General features: G+C 71.6%; 20 protein-coding genes. 9 read left to right on the top strand and 11 right to left on the bottom strand.

Features of this window, described 5'->3' with window-relative positions:
* Positions 1-18 precede the first annotated feature (18 nt).
* From rocD to VF139_04490, 5 genes are read left to right on the top strand one after another with little or no spacing between them, the layout of a single operon-like run.
* Positions 19-1239, top strand: a complete 1221-nt coding sequence (rocD, locus tag VF139_04510; protein HEX6850647.1) for an ornithine--oxo-acid transaminase — start codon at positions 19-21, stop codon at positions 1237-1239.
* Complete coding sequence (locus tag VF139_04505) at positions 1236-2066, top strand: AAA family ATPase (protein ID HEX6850646.1); 831 nt, start codon at positions 1236-1238, stop codon at positions 2064-2066. The genes rocD and VF139_04505 overlap by 4 nt, the downstream gene beginning before the upstream one ends.
* A 4-nt stretch (positions 2067-2070) precedes the next feature.
* Complete coding sequence (locus VF139_04500; protein HEX6850645.1) at positions 2071-4005, top strand: hypothetical protein; 1935 nt, start codon at positions 2071-2073, stop codon at positions 4003-4005.
* Between the two features lie 40 nt (positions 4006-4045).
* On the top strand, positions 4046-4510 hold the full coding sequence (locus VF139_04495; protein HEX6850644.1) for a hypothetical protein: 465 nt from the start codon (positions 4046-4048) through the stop codon (positions 4508-4510).
* Positions 4507-5526, top strand: coding sequence for a hypothetical protein (locus tag VF139_04490; GenBank protein ID HEX6850643.1), 1020 nt, complete (start codon positions 4507-4509; stop codon positions 5524-5526). Before VF139_04495 ends, VF139_04490 begins: the two co-directional genes overlap by 4 nt.
* On the opposite strand, the gene VF139_04485 is transcribed toward VF139_04490, so the two are convergent.
* Entirely contained in the window at positions 5507-5923 is a 417-nt protein-coding gene (locus tag VF139_04485) for a secondary thiamine-phosphate synthase enzyme YjbQ (protein ID HEX6850642.1), read from the bottom strand. The two genes, VF139_04490 and VF139_04485, sit on opposite strands and share 20 nt — an antisense overlap.
* Positions 5924-5997: 74 nt before the next feature.
* Here VF139_04485 and VF139_04480 point away from each other — a divergent pair, with 74 nt between their 5' ends.
* The gene (locus tag VF139_04480) at positions 5998-6363 is read left to right on the top strand and encodes a hypothetical protein (protein ID HEX6850641.1); all 366 of its coding nucleotides are present in this window, start codon (positions 5998-6000) and stop codon (positions 6361-6363) included.
* On the opposite strand, the gene hutI is transcribed toward VF139_04480, so the two are convergent.
* From hutI to VF139_04435, 9 genes are all read right to left on the bottom strand, one after another.
* Positions 6332-7609, bottom strand: a complete 1278-nt coding sequence (gene hutI, locus VF139_04475; protein HEX6850640.1) for an imidazolonepropionase — start codon at positions 7607-7609, stop codon at positions 6332-6334. The two genes, VF139_04480 and hutI, sit on opposite strands and share 32 nt — an antisense overlap.
* Positions 7606-8118: a DivIVA domain-containing protein gene (locus VF139_04470; protein HEX6850639.1), complete on the bottom strand. Its 513-nt coding sequence runs from the start codon at positions 8116-8118 to the stop codon at positions 7606-7608. The genes hutI and VF139_04470 overlap by 4 nt, the downstream gene beginning before the upstream one ends.
* 44 nt (positions 8119-8162) lie before the next feature.
* On the bottom strand, positions 8163-8855 hold the full coding sequence (locus VF139_04465) for a YggS family pyridoxal phosphate-dependent enzyme (GenBank protein HEX6850638.1): 693 nt from the start codon (positions 8853-8855) through the stop codon (positions 8163-8165).
* Positions 8845-9294, bottom strand: a complete 450-nt coding sequence (locus tag VF139_04460; GenBank protein ID HEX6850637.1) for a ribonuclease HI family protein — start codon at positions 9292-9294, stop codon at positions 8845-8847. Before VF139_04460 ends, VF139_04465 begins: the two co-directional genes overlap by 11 nt.
* Positions 9278-10066: a C4-type zinc ribbon domain-containing protein gene (locus VF139_04455; GenBank protein ID HEX6850636.1), complete on the bottom strand. Its 789-nt coding sequence runs from the start codon at positions 10064-10066 to the stop codon at positions 9278-9280. The genes VF139_04460 and VF139_04455 overlap by 17 nt, the downstream gene beginning before the upstream one ends.
* Before the next feature lie 183 nt (positions 10067-10249).
* Entirely contained in the window at positions 10250-11548 is a 1299-nt protein-coding gene (locus tag VF139_04450) for a nucleoside recognition domain-containing protein (GenBank protein ID HEX6850635.1), read from the bottom strand.
* A gap of 13 nt (positions 11549-11561) precedes the next feature.
* Positions 11562-12011, bottom strand: coding sequence for a hypothetical protein (locus tag VF139_04445; protein ID HEX6850634.1), 450 nt, complete (start codon positions 12009-12011; stop codon positions 11562-11564).
* 55 nt (positions 12012-12066) lie between these two features.
* Complete coding sequence (locus VF139_04440; protein HEX6850633.1) at positions 12067-13542, bottom strand: 1-acyl-sn-glycerol-3-phosphate acyltransferase; 1476 nt, start codon at positions 13540-13542, stop codon at positions 12067-12069.
* Positions 13539-14414 (bottom strand): hypothetical protein, encoded by an 876-nt coding sequence (locus VF139_04435; protein ID HEX6850632.1) that lies wholly within the window; start codon positions 14412-14414, stop codon positions 13539-13541. The genes VF139_04440 and VF139_04435 overlap by 4 nt, the downstream gene beginning before the upstream one ends.
* 71 nt (positions 14415-14485) lie before the next feature.
* On the opposite strand from VF139_04435, the gene gnd reads away from it, so the two are divergent.
* From gnd to VF139_04420, 3 genes are read left to right on the top strand one after another with little or no spacing between them, the layout of a single operon-like run.
* Positions 14486-15385 carry a decarboxylating 6-phosphogluconate dehydrogenase gene (gnd, locus tag VF139_04430; GenBank protein ID HEX6850631.1) on the top strand — a complete coding sequence of 300 codons (900 nt, stop codon included), beginning with the start codon at positions 14486-14488 and terminating at the stop codon, positions 15383-15385.
* On the top strand, positions 15382-16914 hold the full coding sequence (gene zwf, locus VF139_04425; protein ID HEX6850630.1) for a glucose-6-phosphate dehydrogenase: 1533 nt from the start codon (positions 15382-15384) through the stop codon (positions 16912-16914). Before gnd ends, zwf begins: the two co-directional genes overlap by 4 nt.
* A gap of 4 nt (positions 16915-16918) precedes the next feature.
* Complete coding sequence (locus VF139_04420) at positions 16919-17995, top strand: glucose-6-phosphate dehydrogenase assembly protein OpcA (GenBank protein ID HEX6850629.1); 1077 nt, start codon at positions 16919-16921, stop codon at positions 17993-17995.
* 8 nt (positions 17996-18003) lie between these two features.
* Here VF139_04420 and VF139_04415 read toward each other — a convergent pair whose 3' ends face one another.
* A complete protein-coding gene (locus VF139_04415; GenBank protein HEX6850628.1) occupies positions 18004-18204 on the bottom strand; it encodes a DUF1737 domain-containing protein in 201 nt (66 codons plus the stop codon).
* Positions 18205-18292 lie beyond the last annotated feature (88 nt).

Below are 18292 nucleotides of genomic sequence, written 5' to 3'. Positions count from 1 at the left end.
GGTACTTTGATCGCCGCCGTGGACACGACCCCCAACGCCCCCGTCGATCACGCCGGACTCGAGACCCGCTACGGCGCCGCGCTGTACCGGCCCCTTCCCGTCGTCGTGGCGCGGGGCGAGGGCGCCTGGGTCGAGGACGTCGAAGGCCGCCGGTTCCTCGACTTCCACGGCGCGATCTCGTCGGTCAACCACGGGCACGTCCACCCGTCCATCCGCAGGGTGCTGATCGAGCAGAGCGGCCGCGTCGCCATGACCTCCCGTTCGCTGCGGAACGACGTCCTGGGGCCGTTCCTGAGGGACCTCGCCGAGCGCACCGGCTTCCCGCGCTCGATCCTCATGAACTCCGGCGCCGAGGCGGTCGAGACGGCGATCAAGCTGGCGCGGAAGTGGGGGCACGTCGTCCGCGGCGTCCCGGACGGCCGCCAGGAGATCGTGGTCTTCTCCGGCAACTTCCACGGCCGGACGACGACCCTCGTGAGCGTCTCCGACACCGCGGCGTACCGCGACGGCTTCGGCCCTCTCGCGACCGGCTTCGTGAAGGTCCCCTACGGCGACCTCGGCGCGGCGCGCGCCGCGATCGGCCCCGACACCGTCGCCGTCCTCCTCGAGACGATCCAGGGGGAGGCGGGGGTCGTCGTCCCGCCGGAGGGGTTCCTCCGCGGGCTCGCCGCCGCCTGCCGCGAGACGAACGTGCTCCTGATGTGCGACGAGATCCAGTGCGGCCTCGGCCGGACCGGACGGCTGTTCGCCTTCGAGCACGAAGGGATCCGTCCCGACGTCGCGATCCTGGGAAAGTCGCTCGGGGGCGGCTTCGTCCCGATGTCCGCCGTCCTCGCCGACGACGCGGTCATGAACGTCCTGCAACCCGGCGACCACGGCTCCACCTTCGGGGGGAACGCCCTCGCCGCGGCGGTCGGCCGCGAGGCGCTCCGGGTGCTCTTCGACGAGGGGCTCATCGCGAACAGCGCGACGCTGGGCAGGCACTTCCACGAGCGGCTCCGCTCGATCGGGTCCCCCGCCGTCCGCGAGGTGCGGGGCCGGGGGCTGTGGGCCGGGGTCGAGGTCGCGCGCGAGACCGGCGGCGCGCGGCGATTCGTGGACGCGCTGCTCGCGCGCGGGGTCCTCTGCAAGGACACGCACACGTGGACGCTGCGTTTCGCCCCGCCGCTGACGATCTCGCGGGAGGATCTCGACTGGGGGCTCGACCGCATCGAGGCCGCGCTGACGGAGGCGGCGTGACCGCGCGCAACGTCGTCGAGATCGAAGGGGTCGCGATCCACCTCGCGCACCCGGACGATCTGCCGATCCGCTGGGTCGGGCAGTCCGACGTCCTGCGCCAGCTCCTCGCCGCGTGGAGCGTCGTGGACGCGCGGGACCTTCCGATGAACCCGCGCCTGCTCGGGAAACCCGGCGTCGGCAAGACCACGCTCGCGTACGCCGCCGCGAAGGCGATCGGGCGGGACGTGTGGATCTTCCAGGCGACGATGGACACGCGCCCGGAGGACCTGCTGATCACTCCCGTCGTCGACCGGGCCGGGGCGATCCGTTACGTCGCCTCCCCGCTCGTGACCGCGATGGTGCGGGGCGGGGTCGCGATCCTCGACGAGGGGAACCGGATGTCCGAGAAGTCGTGGGCGTCGCTCGCGCCGCTGCTGGACAACCGCCGCTACGTCGAGTCGATCGTCGCGGGGATCAAGGTGCGCGCGCACGCCGACTTCCGGCTCGTCACCACGATGAACGACGACGCCTCCACCTACGAGATCCCCGAGTACATCCACTCCCGGCTGCAGCCCCAGATCCAGCTCGACTTCCCCGAACACGACGAGGAGAAGGCGATCCTCGCGGAGAACCTCCCGTTCTCCGACGAGGCGATCCTCGAGTACGTGACCGCGTTCCTGCAGCGGGCCCACGCCGCGGACGAGCGGTGGACCGCGCGCGACGGGATCAACCTCGCCCGCTACGCGCTCAAGCGGCTCGCGCAGCGCGGCGGCGACGCCAAGGCGGCGGTGCGCGAGGCCTCCGCCTTCGTCCTGGGCGAGGACGCGCTGCGCTACTTCGGTCCCTGACCCGATGTTCGCGGTCGTCGCGGACGGCATCCATCTCCTCCCGGTCGTGCACGACCGGCTCGAGGCGGCGGACGCGGTGCGCGCGGCCTTCGAGGCGCTCGAGCCGGAGGCGGTCGCGGTCGAGGTCCCGTCCTCCCTCGGGAAGACCTGGCTTCGCGCGGTCGAGCGACTGCCGGCGATCTCGGTGCTCCTCTACGAGACCGCCGCGTCGGAGACGATCTACCTCCCGATCCACCCCGCGGACGCCATGGTCGAGGCCGCGAGGGGCGCGATCGAGCGCGGCCTGCCGCTGGCCTGCGCGGACCTCGACGTGGACGGGTACGCCGACTGGCGCGATCCGGTTCCGGACGCCTACGCGCTCTTCCGGCTCGGACCGCTCACCGTCTGGGACGCGTTCCGTCGCCATCCCCGGCCCGAGGATCCGCACGACGCCCCCCGCGAGGCGTCGATGGCGTTCCACGCGCGCCGCCTGCGCGAGGAGGGGGCGTCGCGCGTGCTCGTCGTCTGCGGGATGCACCACGTCGAGGGGATCGGGCGCGCGCTCGGCGCGGAGCTCGCGGAGCCGCTCACCCCTCCGGTGCGCCGGAACGTGCGGCTCGTGAACCTCCATCCCGAATCGGTCGGCGAGGTGCTCGGCGAGGTGCCGTTCTACGCGGCGGCGTACGAGGCCATCCGGGCGGGGCTCGGCGTCCCCGAGGCCTCGATCCCGGCGGCCCCCGGGAGGACCTACGGCCCGTTCCGCATCTTGAGCGGCGGGCGCGGCGACGATCCCGAACGGGTCGAGCACGCGGTGCGGCGCGCGGCGGGGGGGCGGTCCCCGTGCGATCGCCTGCGGTTGCAGTGGGGGCTCGTCCGCGAGACCGAGCGCGCCCTGGCGTCGTCGGCTCCCGACGAGCGCGTCGAGCCCTGGCAACGGCGCAACCTCGCCCGCTTCGCGCGCAACCTCGCGGCGGGAGGGGGCGGGCTCGTGTGCGATCTCTACGACCTGCTCGCGGCGGCGCGTGCGTGCGTCACCGAGAATTTCGCCTGGGAGCTCCACCGCCTCGCGACCGCCTGGCCGTGGCAGCAGGAGTCCGCGGTCGATCTCCCCACCGCGCGCATCCGCGCCGAGGAGATGTTCGACGGGGTGCGACGGATCCGTCTCACGAGGCGCCGCCGCGAGGCCAAGGGCCGCAGGCCGGAGAGCCTCCTGCGCCGGCGCCGCCGGGACGAGAGTTTCCCCGGCGAGTGGCTGCGCGATTTCGACGGGGAGTCGGTCTGCTCCTATCCGCCCGAGGACGTGATCGTCGAGGCGTTCGGCGAATACCTGCGCCGGCGCGGCAAGACGGTGCTCCGCGAGGAGGCCTCGCGCGTCGTGCCCTTCACGACCTCCGTGCTGGACGGCATCGACGTGCGCGAGACGATCCGCCACTGGAGCGAACATCGCATCTGGGTGCGCGAGTCGGGGAGGGTACCGGGCGAGGTGGGGGCGGTCGTCGTCGTCTTCGACGACGCGCGCGACGGGGAGGAGCGCTACCCGTTCGCGATGACGTGGCTCGGCGAGCACGCGCAGGAGTCCGACATGGCGTTCTACGCGACCGCCCCCGAGCAGGCGGTCGTGGGCCCGGGGATCTGCCGCGTCACCTACGGCGGCTTCCTGCTCTCCTATCCGCCGGGCCGCCTTCGCGAGGTCTGGACCGACGCCGATTACGCCTTCGCGGAGACCCGTCCCGAGCGGCTGCTGCTCGCCGCGCTCGACTACAGCCTCGAGCGGGTGGTCGTGCACGTCGCCCCGCGACCGCCCCGCTCGGTCTTCCATCAGATCGCGGCCCGGCTCGACCGGAAGATCCTCCACCTTCCGATCGGCACCGTCTCGCCGGGCACGCTCCGGAGGATCCGCGTCCTGCACGTCCTCAGCGGGCGCGAGCGGCGCGACGTCGCGAAGGAGTACATCTGGTAGGATGCCCCCGGCTCGCCCCGCCCCGTCCGGAGGAAACCCCATGGAACGCAAGTACGGACAGCGCGGTTATCAGGAGTCCGGCCGCGACGACCGCGACCGCTCCCGGCCGCCCCAGCAGGCTCCGCGCAAGCCTCTCACCCCGGAGGAGAAGGCCCAGTTGCGCGGGCTCAAGCACGCGGTCCAGCGGGAGGCGAACGAGGTGCTGCGGTGCCCCGACTGCGGGCGCAACATCCCCGCGTTCGGCGCGGTCGGCTTCGACACGACCTGCCCGCACTGCAACGCGCCGCTGCACACCTGCCGTGCCTGCCGCCACTTCGACTCCGCCGCGCGCTGGGAGTGCCGCGCCCCGCTGACCGAGCGCGTCGCGGAGAAGGGGAAGTCGAACACCTGCGAGCTCTACGACGCCCGGCTCGTCCTCGACGCGACCGGCAAGCGCACCGGCCCGGCGGCGGGACCGTCGGGCAACGACCCGAAGTCCCAGTTCGAGAACCTCTTCAAGCGGTGATCGTTCCGGCTCTGCTGCTCGCCGCCGCCCTCGCCCAGCCCCCGGCGGCGCTGAAGGACCCCTTCGGTCCCCTCTATCCGATCGACGCCGAAGCCTCCTACCCCGCGGCGATCTTCCAGTGGCTCGACTCGCTCGCCCAGACGAGCGTGGGGAAGACGATCCCCGCGCACCGCGCGGACTACGTCCGCCGGTTCGGACGCGCGACTCCGGAGGACGCGGCGGCGATCGAGCGCTTCTGGAAGGCCCGCCTCGCGCACGAGCAGGCGACCGGCTCGCGCAGCGACCTGCTCGGGATCTTCTGCGCGGCCCCGACGATGGAGGCGGGAATGCGAACGGCGGGGGAGCGCCTCTCCGCGGAGCGGCGCGCCGATCTCGAGGCGGCGTTGGCCCACTTCCAGCCGAAGTTCGACCAGATCTGGTCGGGCGGCTCGATCCCGCGGCGCTTCCTGGGGGCGATGCGCGACGACCCCTCGACCGCGAAGCTCTCCGACCTGCTCGGGCGGGCCGCGAGGTTCTTCGGGGCGGACGGAGCCGCACTGTCCCCGAAACCCCGCCTCGTGCTGGTCCCGGTGCCCGACGGCTGGGGAACCCACGCCCAGGCCATCGGCCGCCAGCTGCTCCTCGAGATCCGGCCGGGCGACCGCCTCGCCGACCAGGCCGCGGTGATCGTGCACGAGAACGTGCATTTTCTCGTCGAGGCGATGCCGGAGGAGCGCCGCCGCGGGCTCGAGCGGATCGCGGTCGCGCACGCGCCGCACGGGGCGGAAGCTTGGGCTGTCCTCCGCGAGGCGCTGCCGACCGCGCTCGGGCAGGGAGTCGCGGACCGCGCCTTCCGGCCGCGGGAGTGGTCGCGAAGGCTCCCCTGGTACGACACCCCCGAGGTCGACGCGTACGCGAAGGCGATCTACCCGCTCGTGCAGCAGGCGATCGAGCTCGGGAGCTACTTCGACGCGGAGTTCGTGAGGCTCGCGGTCGAGCTGTACCCGCTCCGACCGCCTAGTCGCCGATCACCTTGACGAGCACGCGTTTGGGACGCCGCCCGTCGAACTCGCCGTAGAAGATCTGCTCCCACGGCCCGAAATCGAGTTTCCCCGCCGTCACCGCGACGACGACCTCCCGCCCCATGATCTGGCGCTTGTGATGGGCGTCGCCGTTGTCCTCCCCCGTCCGGTTGTGCCGGTATCGGGAGGGGTCGTGGGGGGCGAGTTTCTCGAGCCACTCCTTGTAGTCCTGGTGGAGGCCCGGCTCGTCGTCGTTGATGAAGACGCTGGCGGTGATGTGCATGGCGTTCACCAGACACAGCCCCTCCCGGACCCCGCTTTCGGCGACGAGGCGCTCGACGTCGCGGGTGATGTTCAGGAAGTCCATCCGGACCGGGATTTCCAGGGTCAGGTGGCGGGTCAGGGACTTCACGGCGGGGTTCCCTCCCCCCGGGTTGTCCGCCCCCGGGGCCAACCCTATATTGCCCGACGCGAGGAGGGATGGACATGGACCCCCGTCGTTCGGAACGGGGCGAGGGCAAGGTCGGACTGCTCATCGCCCTGGCATTGCTCGGCTCCGCCATTTTCGTCGCCGTCAAGGTCGTGCCCGTCCGTGTCAACGCCTACGAGCTCAAGGACTTCATCAAGGAAGAAGTCCGGGGCGCGTCGCTGCGGCGCGACGACAAGGCGATCGCGGACCGCATCATGAAGAAGGCGAAGGAGCTCGAGGTCCCGCTCGAGCGTAAGAACCTCAAGGTGAATCGCAGCAACAGCGAGATGATGATCTCGGCGTCGTTCCAGCAGACGGTCGACCTGAAGGTCTACAAGTACGTCTTCCGTTTCAACGAGACGGAACGGGCTCCGCTGTTCTGACGATCCGCCCCGCGGCGACGACGGCCGCGACGCGGGGCACGCCGAAGCGATAAACCAGATGGTGCCGGTTCGGCACCGCATGGACCACGAGGTCCGCGCGCTTGCCGACCTCGAGGCTCCCGGTTTCTCCGGAGCGGCCCAGGGCATGCGCGGCGTTGAGCGTCGCCGCCGCGATCGCCTCGTCGACGGAAAGGCGGTGGGACAGGCACGCGAGCTCCAGCGCCGTCCCCATCGACTCCGTCGGACACGACCCCGGGTTGAAGTCGGTCGCCACCGCGACGGGCACGCCGCCGTCGATGAGCGCGCGCACCGGGGGCTTCCGCTCCTGCATCAGGAAATGGGTCGCGGCGGGCAGCAGCACCGCGACGGTCCCCGACTTCGCGAGGGCGTCGATCCCGCGCGGGGAGACGAACTCCAGGTGGTCCGCCGAAGCCGCGCCCAGCTCCGCGGCCAGCTCGGCCGCGCCGTCGTCCGCGAGCTGGTCGGCGTGAAGCCGCACCCCGAGGCCGAGCGCGCGCGCCGCCTCGAGGATGCTCCGCGCCTCGGCGAGGGTGAACGCGTGCGCGTCCACGAAGGCGTCCGCGTAGGTCGCCAGCCCCGACCCGGCGACGCGCGGGAGCATCTCGCGGATCACGAGCGCGACGTACCGCGCCCGGTCGGCGCGCCACTCCGCGGGAACCGTGTGCGCCCCGAGGAAGGTCGCGACGACCTCGACGGGATGCCCCTCCGCCCCCGCCCGGATCGCCGCGAGCTGCTTGACCTCGTCGTCGACGGTGAGGCCGTACCCGCTCTTGGCCTCGACGAGGGTCGTCCCGAGAGAGAGCATCGCGTCGAGCCGCTCGCGCACGAGCGCGGCAAGCGTCGCGACGTCGGCGGCCCGGGTCTTCGCGACCGTCGAGAGGATGCCGCCGCCGCGCGCGGCGATCTCGGAGTAGGTCGCCCCCCGGAGCCGCTCGGCGAACTCCCCTTCGCGCCACCCCGCGAACGGCAGGTGGGTGTGGGCGTCCACGAACCCCGGCAGGACCGTCCCGCCCCGCGCGTCGAGGGTCGCCGCCTTCGGGAGGAGGCGGACGGTCGCCCGGAAGGCCTCCGCGTCGCCGACGAAGACGATGCGCCCCTCCCGGCAGGCGACGGCGGCGCCGGGGACGACGCGAAGGCGCCCGAGATCCGGGCCGAGGCGGGGAGCGTGGCCGACGGGGGTCGCGAGCTCGCCGATGTTCGTGACGGCGAGGTCGGCGTCGATCATCCGATGTCGCCGGAGGAGCGGCGGCGCAGGAAACGGAGGTTGTCGAGGTCGCCCTTCTCCTGCTTGCGCAGGTCGAGGAGCGCCACGTGTTCCTCGAGCATCGCGCGAAGGCGGCTCTCGAAGGCGTCCTTCTCGAGACGCAGCCTCCCGATCTCGTTCTCGAGCATCTGGAGCTGGTCCTGCGCCTGCTCCAGGATGCGCTCGCCCTTGAGGCGCGCCTCCTTGACCAGCAGGTCCGCCTCCTTCGCCGACTTGCCCTTCATCTCCTCCGACATCTTCTGGGCGGTGACGAGGGTCTCCTGCAGGGTGCGCTCGCGCTCGCGGAAGTCCTCGAGGCGCACCTGCAGCCGGCCGAGCTCCTCGCGCTGCGTCTGGTTGTCGAGCTGGAGGCGCGCGATCTCCTCGGCGACCGCCTTGAGGTACAACCGCACCTCGTCGGGGTCGTAACCGCGCATCTTGCGCGTGAACTCCTGTCTCTCGACGTCCATCGCGGTCATGCGGTCGCTCATGGTGCCTCCGGCGCGGCAAAGATAGTGACGACGGGGGGCGGCGTCTAGCCCCGGGCGCCGAAGAGTGCCGTCCCGACGCGGACGAGGGTCGCGCCCTCCTCCACCGCCACCTCGAAGTCGCCGGTCATCCCCATCGAGAGGTCGGCGAGCGCGAGACCGGTCGCCGCGGCGGCCCGGTCGCGCAGCTCCCTCAGCCGCCGGAACCAGGGGCGCGAGGCCTCCGCGTCCTCCACGGGGGGGGGGATCGTCATCAACCCGCGCACGTCGAGGTGCGGCAGGTCCTTCATCGCCCCGATCAGGTCGAGGACGGCGGATTCCTCGGCGCCGCTCTTGGTCGCCTCCCCCGAGAGATTGAGCTGGACGAGCACCGCCTGGACGATTCCCCGCGCCGCGGCGCGACGGTCGATCTCGCGCGCGAGCTCGAGGTCGTCCACCGAGTGGATCAGCGCGAAGGAGCCGACCGCGTGGCGTGCCTTGTTGCGCTGCAGGTGCCCCACGAGGTGCCAGGACGCGCCGGCCCCCACCTCCGGGATCTTGGCGAGCGCCTCCTGAACGCGGTTCTCCCCGAAGACGGTCTGGCCGCAGGCGAGCAGGTCGCGGACCCGCGCCGCGGGGACCGTCTTCGAGACGGCGACGAGGCGGACCTCCGCCGGGTCGCGGCGGGCGCGGGCGCAGGCGGCGGCGATGCGGTAGCGGACTCCGGACAGGGCACGGGCGAGCGCCGGGTCAGGCGACATCGGTCTCGCAGATCGCGACCGCGACCCCCTCGCGCTCGGCGAGGTCGAGCGCGCGGTTCACGAGCTTGTCCGCCTCCCGGTTCTCCTCGCGGCGCACGTGGCGGATGCGGAAGAGCGGGAACGCGGCGATCCGTCGTTTCGCCTCGGCGTGCAGCGGGACGAGATCGGGGTGGCGGACCTTGTAGCGCCCTTCGATCTGGCGCACGATCAGCTCCGAATCGGCCCGGATCTCCACCTCGACGGAACCGCGCTCGCCGGCGATCCGCAGGGCCTCGATGAGCCCCTGGTACTCGGCGACGTTGTTCGTGGCCCGGCCGATCGATCCCGCGTGACGTTCCAGCACGCGACCCCCGTCGTCGACGACCGCGACCCCCCACGCCGCAGCGCCGGGGTTCCCCCGCGAGCCGCCGTCGACGTGGGCGCTAAACCGCGCCGCCATTCAACGCTTCGACGCCGGGGGCCGGGGCGTCGGGAGCGTCCGGGGCGGCGTCCACGAGGGCGCGCTCCCAGTAGAGGTAGCGTCGGCAGTTCGAGCAGATGTGCAGCTTGGTCGCCTGGCGGATCTCCGAATAAACCTGCGGCCGGACGCGCACGTGGCAGGCGGTGCACATCTCCCGCTCGCACTTCACGAGGAACAGCCCCCGGCGCCCCTCCTCGACGCGCCGGATCGCGGCGACCAGGTCGCGCGGCAGCGCCGACTCGACCTCGGCCCGCTCGGCTTCCGCGCGCGCGAGCGACTGGTGGGCGGCCTCGATGGCGGCCTCGACCTCCGCGTGCTCCTCGGCGACCTTGGTGCGCTCGGCCTCGATGTGCGCGGCGTGGGTGTCGAGCTCCCCCTTGAGGGTCTCGAGCTCCTCCATCGCCTTGAGGACCGTCTCCTCGTTCTCGGAGATCCGCGCCTTGACCGCGTCGATCTCCTTCAGCACCGCGGCGTACTCGCGCTGGTTCTTCACCTGCATCAGCGAGTCCATGAACTTCTTGCGGTCGTCCTCGAGGGTCATGAGCTCGAGCGCACGCGCCGCGCGGTCGGTCTCGAGCGTGTCGTGCCGGTCCTTCAGGGCGACGTACTCCGCGTTGCGCTCGCGGAATCGGCCCTCGATCTCCTCGATGCGCCCCGGGCCGCTCTCGACGATCGACCGGGCGTTCTGGATGTCCAGCACGAGCTGCTGGATGCGGAGCATCTTGAGGAGCTGTTCGCGGACCTGGGCCATCCTCGTTCCCCACCTTCCCCTTAAAACACGAAGGGCGCTCGACGAGCGAGCGCCCCGTGGTTTCCCTTCGGGCTCCGGCTCCGCGCGGCCCCGCGCAGTCGGGCACGGCGGACGTCACCTCGGCGATGGGTTCTCTTGTCGGTCATGGGCAACGGGCGAGGCTATCACCCACCCCCGGACCCGTCAACCGAACAGCCGATTCGAGATCCACACCGCGGCCGAGAGGCCGGCGAGATCCGCAAGCAGGCATGCCGGGACGGTGTGGCGGGTGCGGCGGACCGAAACCGCGCCGAAGTAGACGGCGAGCACGTAGAAGGTCGTTTCGGTCGATCCCTGCATGACGCTGACCATGTACCCGATGAGCGAGTCCGGCCCGTGGGCGGTCATCGCCTCGGCCATCACGCCGTACGCCCCCGACCCGGACAGCGGCCTCAGGATCGCCATCGGCAGCGCCTCGGCGGGAAGCCCCAGCTTCGCCGTCCAGGGACCGATCGCGCCGACGAGCATCTCGAGCCCGCCGGAGGCGCGGAACATCGCGACCGCGACGAGGATCGCGACGAGGTACGGGATGATGCGAAGGGCGACCTGGAACCCCTCCTTCGCCCCCTCGACCAGGGAGGCGTAGACCTTCACCCCCCGGGCCCATCCGAAGAGCACGAGGCCGGCGACGAGCGCGGGCAGGACCCAATACGACGCGATCGCGCGCGCGATCTCCCCCCCGGGACGCGTCCCCCACTCCCGACCGACGGAGACGACGAGCCCGAGGAGGAACAACGCCGTCCACGCGAGGACCCACGCCGTCGCGAATCGCGGCGGGGTCAGCGGCTCGGCGGGAGGCTCGTCCGCGGCCTCGACCGCCGCCTGGGTCCCGGCCTCGGCGACGGCCCCCGGCGCGCTCCCCCGGTAACGCGGGAGGCGCGAGAGGAGGATCGCCGCCGAGACGCCGACGACGGTCGCGCACGCGCTCGCGAACCACGTGGCGAAGAAGATCCCCGCCGGATCCCCGGATCCCAGACTCGCGCGAAGGGCGATCACCCCCGTGGGAAGCAGGGCGAGACCCGAGGTGTTGATCGCGAGGAACAGCGCCATCGCGTCGGTGGCGGTCCCCTTCCTGGCGTTGAGGCGGTCGAGCTCCTGCATCGCCCGGATCCCGAACGGGGTCGCCGCGTTGGCGAGACCGAGCATGTTCGACGCGATGTTGAGGACCATCGCGCTCATCGCCGGATGGTCCTCGGGAACCGTCGGGAACAGTCGGCGCATCACCGGCGCGACCGCGCGCGCGACGAGCTTGAGAAGCCCCCCGTCCGACGCCACGCGCATCAGCCCCAGGAAAAACGCCATGACGCCGACGAGGCCGAGCGCGAGGGTGACCGCCTTGCCCGCCGATTCGACGCAGGCCTGGGAGACCGCCGGCATCGCTCCCGTGAACGCGGCGATGAGGATCGAGAGGAGGACCGCCCCGACGAAGAAGGCGTTCAGCACCGGGGCGCGCGGTTCAGTCCCGGTGGCGCGCGAGCGCCCGGGCGACGAGGGCCTCCTCCTCGGTCTCGTGATCCCGCATCATCTCCATGATGCGCTCCAGGTCGGAGCGCAGGAGGCCCGCCTCCGACGGCTCGCGTCGGCGCGCGAGGACCCGCGCCGTCTCGACGGCCTGGAGCGTGCGCTCGTGCTGCGCCATCAGGCGCAACACGTCGCTCTCCGCCTGGGGCATCTGGTCGAGGATTCCCTGGTACAGCCCGCCGTCCTCCTCGTCGTGGAAGTGCTCCTCGAGGCGCTCCTTGAGGCTCTCGATGCGCGCGGCGAGGGTCATCAGGGACTCGGCGTCGGCGGTTGCGGGATCGAGCACCGCGATCGCCTTCGCGAGCAGGTCGAGATGGAAGTGGATCTGACGGTGTTCGTCGAGGGCCTGCTGGCTCAACTTGGGGAAGGTCTGCGACCCGCTCATCGACGGCCTCCTGGCACGCGGCTGCGCAACCAGTTTGCCGATTGCGGGCGTTACGTCAAGAGCCGTCGCGTCCGTCCGCCTTCGCCGCGGCCTGTCCCTGCACCGCGGCGACGCGGCGGACCGCTTCCTCGGCACGCTCCGCGGAGAGGTCGGGATCGGGGCCTTCGGCGTCGAGGACGATCACCTCGACCGGGCCGGGCCTGCGGAGAACGCCGACGACCTGGCGGTAGGACTCCTGCAACCGCTCGAGCCACTCCTGCGTCGGATAGGGGTCGCGATCCTCGCCGCGCGCGCGCATGCGCTCGAGGGCGCGCGAGGCGGGGAGCGTGAGCAGCACGACGACGTCGGGGACCGGGGGGTGCGCGAGGTCGAAGGTGTTGAGCAGCCACACCTCCGGGGCCTTGCGCGCGTACTCCCACCAGAGCCGGATCGGGATCTTGCGCTGACCCGACAGGTAGAGGGTGAGTTGCTGCAGTCCCCTGTCGTCGAAGACCCCCCGATAGAAGTCGGCCTCGGCCCAGGCGAGCAGGTCCACGAGCGCGTTCCCGCGGCTCACGACGAACCGCGCCGTGCGCCCGTCGGACAAGGCCTCGTCCACCCGGGCGGCCGCCACCATCGACGCGAAGCGGTCGCCGCGGAACATCCCTCCCGTCCGGAAGACGAACGCCAGGAGGCTCGCGCCCCACGTGCTGCGCACGAGCGGGACGCGCCCGCCCGCCTCCCGTACCCCCGCCTCGTCCGCCTCGAGGATCGGCCGGTCGAGCCCGACGGTCCTGCCGATCGGCCCGAGCCGTCGCGTCAGCGCCTCGAAGACCGCGCGGTTGGCGTCCTCGTCGATGCCGCAGACGGCGACCCGGATCGGGGGCGACGGGCGCGGGCCGGGGAGCGGCAGCGGAGGAGGCGCGAGCGCGAGGACGTCCTCGCGGACCTTCTCGGCGATCTCCTTGGGATCCATCGCCGGGTCGTAGGTGCGCGGCCGTCCCACCTCGACGTCGATCCCGAGCGGAAGGGGCATGTTCTCGCCGCGCGGCCACGTCCGCTCGGGGCCGGACATGAACACCGGCACGATCGGAAGGCCCGGCACGGAGCGCGCCAGCCGGCCGACGCCCGACCGGAACGGAGCCACCACCCCCGGCTCGCCGCGGCTCCCCTCGGGGAAGAGGATCAACGCGTCCCCCCGCTCGAGGGCGCGGATCATCGGCGCGAGGGGATCCTGCCCCGGAGTCGGGCGACGCGCGATCGGAATGCCGTTCATCAGCACCATCGCCATCGTCTTCCGGAACCACGACTCGCCGAAGTAGTCGGCCGCGGCGACCGGGTGCACGCGGTGCAACCTGCCGAGCGGGAAAAGCGTCATCAGCAGCGCCGCGTCGATGTGGGAGTTGTGGTTCCCCACGACCAGGCACGGCCCCGCGGGGATGAGGTTGGCCTTGCGGAACCGCGCGCCCCAGTAGAGCTTGAGCATCGGTCGGACGAACCCGGCGTGAAAGGCCAGCAGCGCCAGCCGCGCGACCCACGCCCCGATCCTCACACGACGCTCCGGAGGTAGTGGTAGAGGACCGGCGCCGCGTAGATCGCCGGGATCGTGCGATCGAGGAACGCGGCGCGCCCCACGACCGTCTGCGCCGCGTTCACGTCGAGATCGTCGGCGATCGCCTTCGCGACGAGCGCCCCCGCGGCCGTGGCGAGCGCCACGAGGATCCCCGAGATCCAGCCGTGCGGCGCGAAGACCGTCGCCTGCGGCCCCACGAAGTGCCCGATCGCCGCCGCCAGCGCCGCCCCGCCCGCGATCCCGGCGAGGGTGCGCCCGATCGACGCTCCGGTCCCGAGCCGTCCCGCCAGGCGCTGGGGCAGCTCGGCGGCGAGCGCGAGGATCCCGAAGAACTCGAGCCGCCCCTCGGGGCGATGAACCATCAGGCCGAGGTGGGCCGCGCAGAAGACGAAGACGAAGATCCCGAAGAGGACGCGGCCGAGGGAATCGAGCCATCCCTCGCGCCGGTCGTTCAAGGACAAGAGCACCGGGATCAGCAGGAACAGAAGCGCCGGGAGCGCGAAGTAATACCCGCCGCTGGTGTCCGGGGCCGCGGTCGGCCACAGGACGGCCGGCACCGACAGGTACGTCGCCAGCATCGCCCAACGATCGCCCGGCCGGATCGGCGTCACGAAGAAGTACTGACGGAGAACCGCGACCATGAACAGGCCGAGGACCGGGAAGCTGATCCGGTGGCCGGCGCGGGACAGGCAGACCAGGAGCGCGGCGAAGAAGACCCAGAACCCGATCCAGCCGGGAAGTCCCCGCCAGCGCCCGCCGCGGCGTCCCGCCAGGAACGAGAACGGGGCGGCGATCAGGAGGGCGAGCGCCAGGACCAGGATGATCGTGGGGATCGGAGACAGAAAACCCATCGGCCCTCCGCGGACCGCTATTATGGAAAGGATTGCAAAACCGCCAAGTCTTTTCGGGAGGGTCCCACCCCATGAAGCTCGGTCTGGTCGGCCTCGGCAAGATGGGTCTGAACATGGCGAAGCGGCTGATCCGACACGGCCACGCGGTCGTGGGGACGGCGCGCGAGGCGGCATCGCGCCGCGAGCTCGGGAGCGCGGGAGGCGAGCAAGCCCTCGACCTGCGCGAGCTCGTGGGCAAACTCGACGCCCCCCGGGTCGTCTGGGTGATGGTCCCCGCGGGGGGCGCCACCGAGCAGGTCCTCGCCGACCTCGCCGGCCTGCTCTCCCCCGGCGACGTCGTCGTCGACGGCGGGAACTCGAACTACAAGGACTCGATCCGCCACGGCGAGACGCTCGCGGCCTCGGGGATCGGCTTCCTCGATGCCGGGACCAGCGGCGGGGTCTGGGGCCTCGAGAACGGCTACTGCCTGATGGTCGGCGGCTCCCCGGCGGATTTCGCCAAGGTCGAGCCGGCGATCCGGTCGCTCGCGCCGGAGAACGGCTGGCTGCACACCGGACCCGTCGGCTCCGGCCACTTCGCGAAGATGATCCACAACGGGATCGAATACGGGATGATGCAGGCGTACGGGGAAGGGTTCGAGATCCTTGAGAAGTCCCGCTTCGACTACGACCTCGGCAAGCTCGCGCACCTGTGGAACCACGGCAGCGTCGTGCGCTCGTGGCTGCTCGAGCTCGCCGCCAGCGCCTTCGCGAAGGACGCGCACCTGACGGGGATCCGCGGGTACGTGCAGGACTCCGGGGAGGGTCGCTGGACGGTGCAGGAGGCGATCGACCTGGACGTTCCCGCGCCGGTGCTGACCCTCTCGCTGCAGGCGCGATTCGTCTCGCGGCAGGAAGAGTCGTTCTCGGCGAAGGTCGCCGCCGCGCTCCGGAACGAGTTCGGCGGGCACGCCGTGAAGAAGGCCGAATGAACCCGAACCCCCTGCGCGTCGGCCTCACGCGCGAGCGGGCCGCGGATGCGTGCAACGTCGTGATCTTCGGGGCGTCGGGGGACCTCGCGCACCGCAAGCTCGTCCCCGCCCTCTACAACATCGCGCAGGAGCGTCTGCTCCCCGGCGGCTTCGGGATCGTCGGCGCCGCGCGCAAGGAGTACGGCGAAGGGGAATTCGCCGCTTCGCTGAAGGAGGGCGTCCGGAAGCACTCCAGGCGCCCGCTCGAGGAGGAGCCCTGGTCGGCGCTCGAGAGCCGGCTCGGTTACGTCCCGATGGAGTTCGGCGACATCGAGGGCTACCGCCGCCTCGCCGCCGTCCTCGAATCGAACGATCACGATCACGGGACGGGAGGGAACCGGCTGTTCTACCTCGCCGTCCCCCCGTCCGCGTTCCCCGCGATCCTCCACTTCTTCGCGGAGACGGGGCTGAACAAGCCGGGCCCCGGCGGCTCCTGGTCGCGGGTCATCATCGAGAAGCCCTTCGGCCGCGACCTCGCGACCGCGCAGGAGCTCAACCGGATCTGCAACGCGGTCTTCGACGAGAGCTCGGTCTTCCGCATCGACCACTACCTCGGCAAGGAGACCGTCCAGAACCTGATGGTCTTCCGCTTCGCGAACGCGATCTTCGAGCCGATCTGGAACCAGAAATACGTCGACCACGTGCAGATCACCGTTGCGGAGTCGATCGGGGTCGAGGGGCGCGGCGGCTACTACGAAGAGGCCGGCACCACGCGGGACATGATGCAGAACCACATGTTCCAGCTGCTGTGCCTGATGGCGATGGAGCCCCCCGTCTCGATGGACGCCGACGCCGTCCGCGACGAGAAGGTGAAGGTGCTCCGCGCGCTGCGTCCGCTCTCGTCGAGCCAGGTGGCGACCGAGACCGTGCGCGCCCAGTACGCCGAAGGGGTCGTGGGCGGGAAGGCCGTCCCGGCCTACAAGGCCGAGCCCGGCGTCTCGCGGACCTCGCGCACGGAGAGCTACGTCGCGACGCGCCTGTTCATCGACAACTGGCGCTGGGCCGGGGTCCCCTTCTACCTGCGCGCCGGCAAGCGCCTTCCCAAACGCGTCACCGAGATCGCGCTCCATTTCAAGGACGTGCCGCACCGCCTGTTCGGATCGAACCAGGAACGCCACGCCCAGCCCAACGTGCTGACGATGCGCATCCAGCCCGACGAGGGGATCACGCTGAAGTTCGACGCGAAGGTCCCGGGCACGCTCCCGCGCCGCCAGCCGGTGACGATGGAGTTCCGCTACGGCGCGTCGTTCGGTACGGAGCCCCCCGAGGCCTACGAGCGGCTGCTCCTCGACGCGGTGCGCGGCGACTCGACGCTGTTCATCCGCCGCGACGAGGTGGAGGCGAGCTGGGCGTGGATCGACGTCCTCGAACGGGCCTGGGCCGAGGAGTCGGGGGGCGAGCCGCTCCCGAGCTACGCGTCGGGGACCTGGGGCCCTTCGGAGTCGGACGTCCTCCTCTCGCGCGACGGGCGCGCGTGGCGCCGGTTGTAGCGCCATGGACGTCACCCTCGTCGAGCGCGAGCTCGCGTCCCTCTGGCGGAAGGAGGCCTCGACCGACGAGGCGGTGATCCGCGCCTCGACGCTCAACCTCGCCGTCGCCTGCACCGACCCCGAGGACGCCCTCGACGCGGCGGAGGTCGCCCGCAAGCTCAGCGAGCTGCACCCCGGCCGCGTGATCCTGATGACGCCCGGGTACGGAAGCGTCCCCGACGCGCGGGTCGAGACCTATTGCCACGCGCTGTCCGACCGGCGGCAGGTCTCCTGCGAGCTGATCACCCTCGAGGTCCCTCCCGGCCACCACGAGATGGTCCCGACGACCCTCCTGCAGCTGCTCGTCGGCGACGTCCCGCTGTACGTGTGGTGGCGCCGCACGCTGACGCAGGAGGACCCGCTGCTCCTTCCGCTCAGCCGGATGGCCGACCGATTCGTCTTCAACAGCTCGAACTCGCACGATCCCCGCAAGGCGCTCGCGCGCGTGGCGGAGCAGGTCGGTTACGGCGACGCCGAGGGGTTGAGCCACGGCCGCGACCTGATGTGGGTACGCCTCGACGGCTGGCGCGAGATGGTGGCGTCGTATTTCGACAACCCGAGCGCCCTCGAGCGGCTGTCCCGCGTCGCAAGCGTGGAGATCGTCTCGGGCGGCCCCGCGACGCCGTCGGGCGCGACGGTCGCCGCGGCCTACCTCGGAGGGTGGCTCGCGTCCCGCCTGGGGTGGACGCCCACCCGCAGGCAGGACGTCTGGCGGCGCCCCGACGGCGGAGAGGTCGTCTTCGATTTCGAGGTCGATCCGCTGCTCAAGGACGGCCGCATCGGCCGCATCCGGCTGACGGACGACACCGAAGAGCGCGCGTCGTTCATCGCGGAGCGCCTCGGCCCCGAGATCCGCATGGTGAAGTTGTGGGCGGAGGCGACGGGGTTCCAGAGCCCGCCGCGCATCGAGCGACTCAACCGTCCCGACGATTTCCTGCTCCTCGCCGGGGAGATCGAGCGCGTGGACGACGACGCGGTCTTCGCCGCGGCGCTCGATGCGGCCGTTTCGATCGTGGGGCGGGTGGTGCGGAAGGGGGAGTAGGGACGGCCCTACCGATCTCCCGTGGACCCGACCGCGCCCGGCCACACCAGCGCCTGCGCGACGATCACCTGCTTTCCGTTGAACGTCGCCGCCGGCGAGCCGTAGAGGACGTACCCCAGCGCGAGGGCCTCGCTCACGCGGTGGCAGAACGTTGCATCGTCGACGCCGGTCAGCAGGCGGTAGATCGGGAGATTGTCGGGGGGCTTCATGCGGTGAGGATGCACGAAGCCCCGCCCGCAGGACAAGCCGGATCAGGACGGCGGAAGGATCGGGATCTCCACGCACCCGGTCGCGCCG

This window comes from Candidatus Polarisedimenticolaceae bacterium, assembly GCA_036376135.1.
Lineage (GTDB): Bacteria > Acidobacteriota > Polarisedimenticolia > Polarisedimenticolales > DASRJG01 > DASVAW01.
Note: the sequence above shows the minus strand (reverse complement) of the source record. Positions and strands in the feature narration are given on the sequence as shown.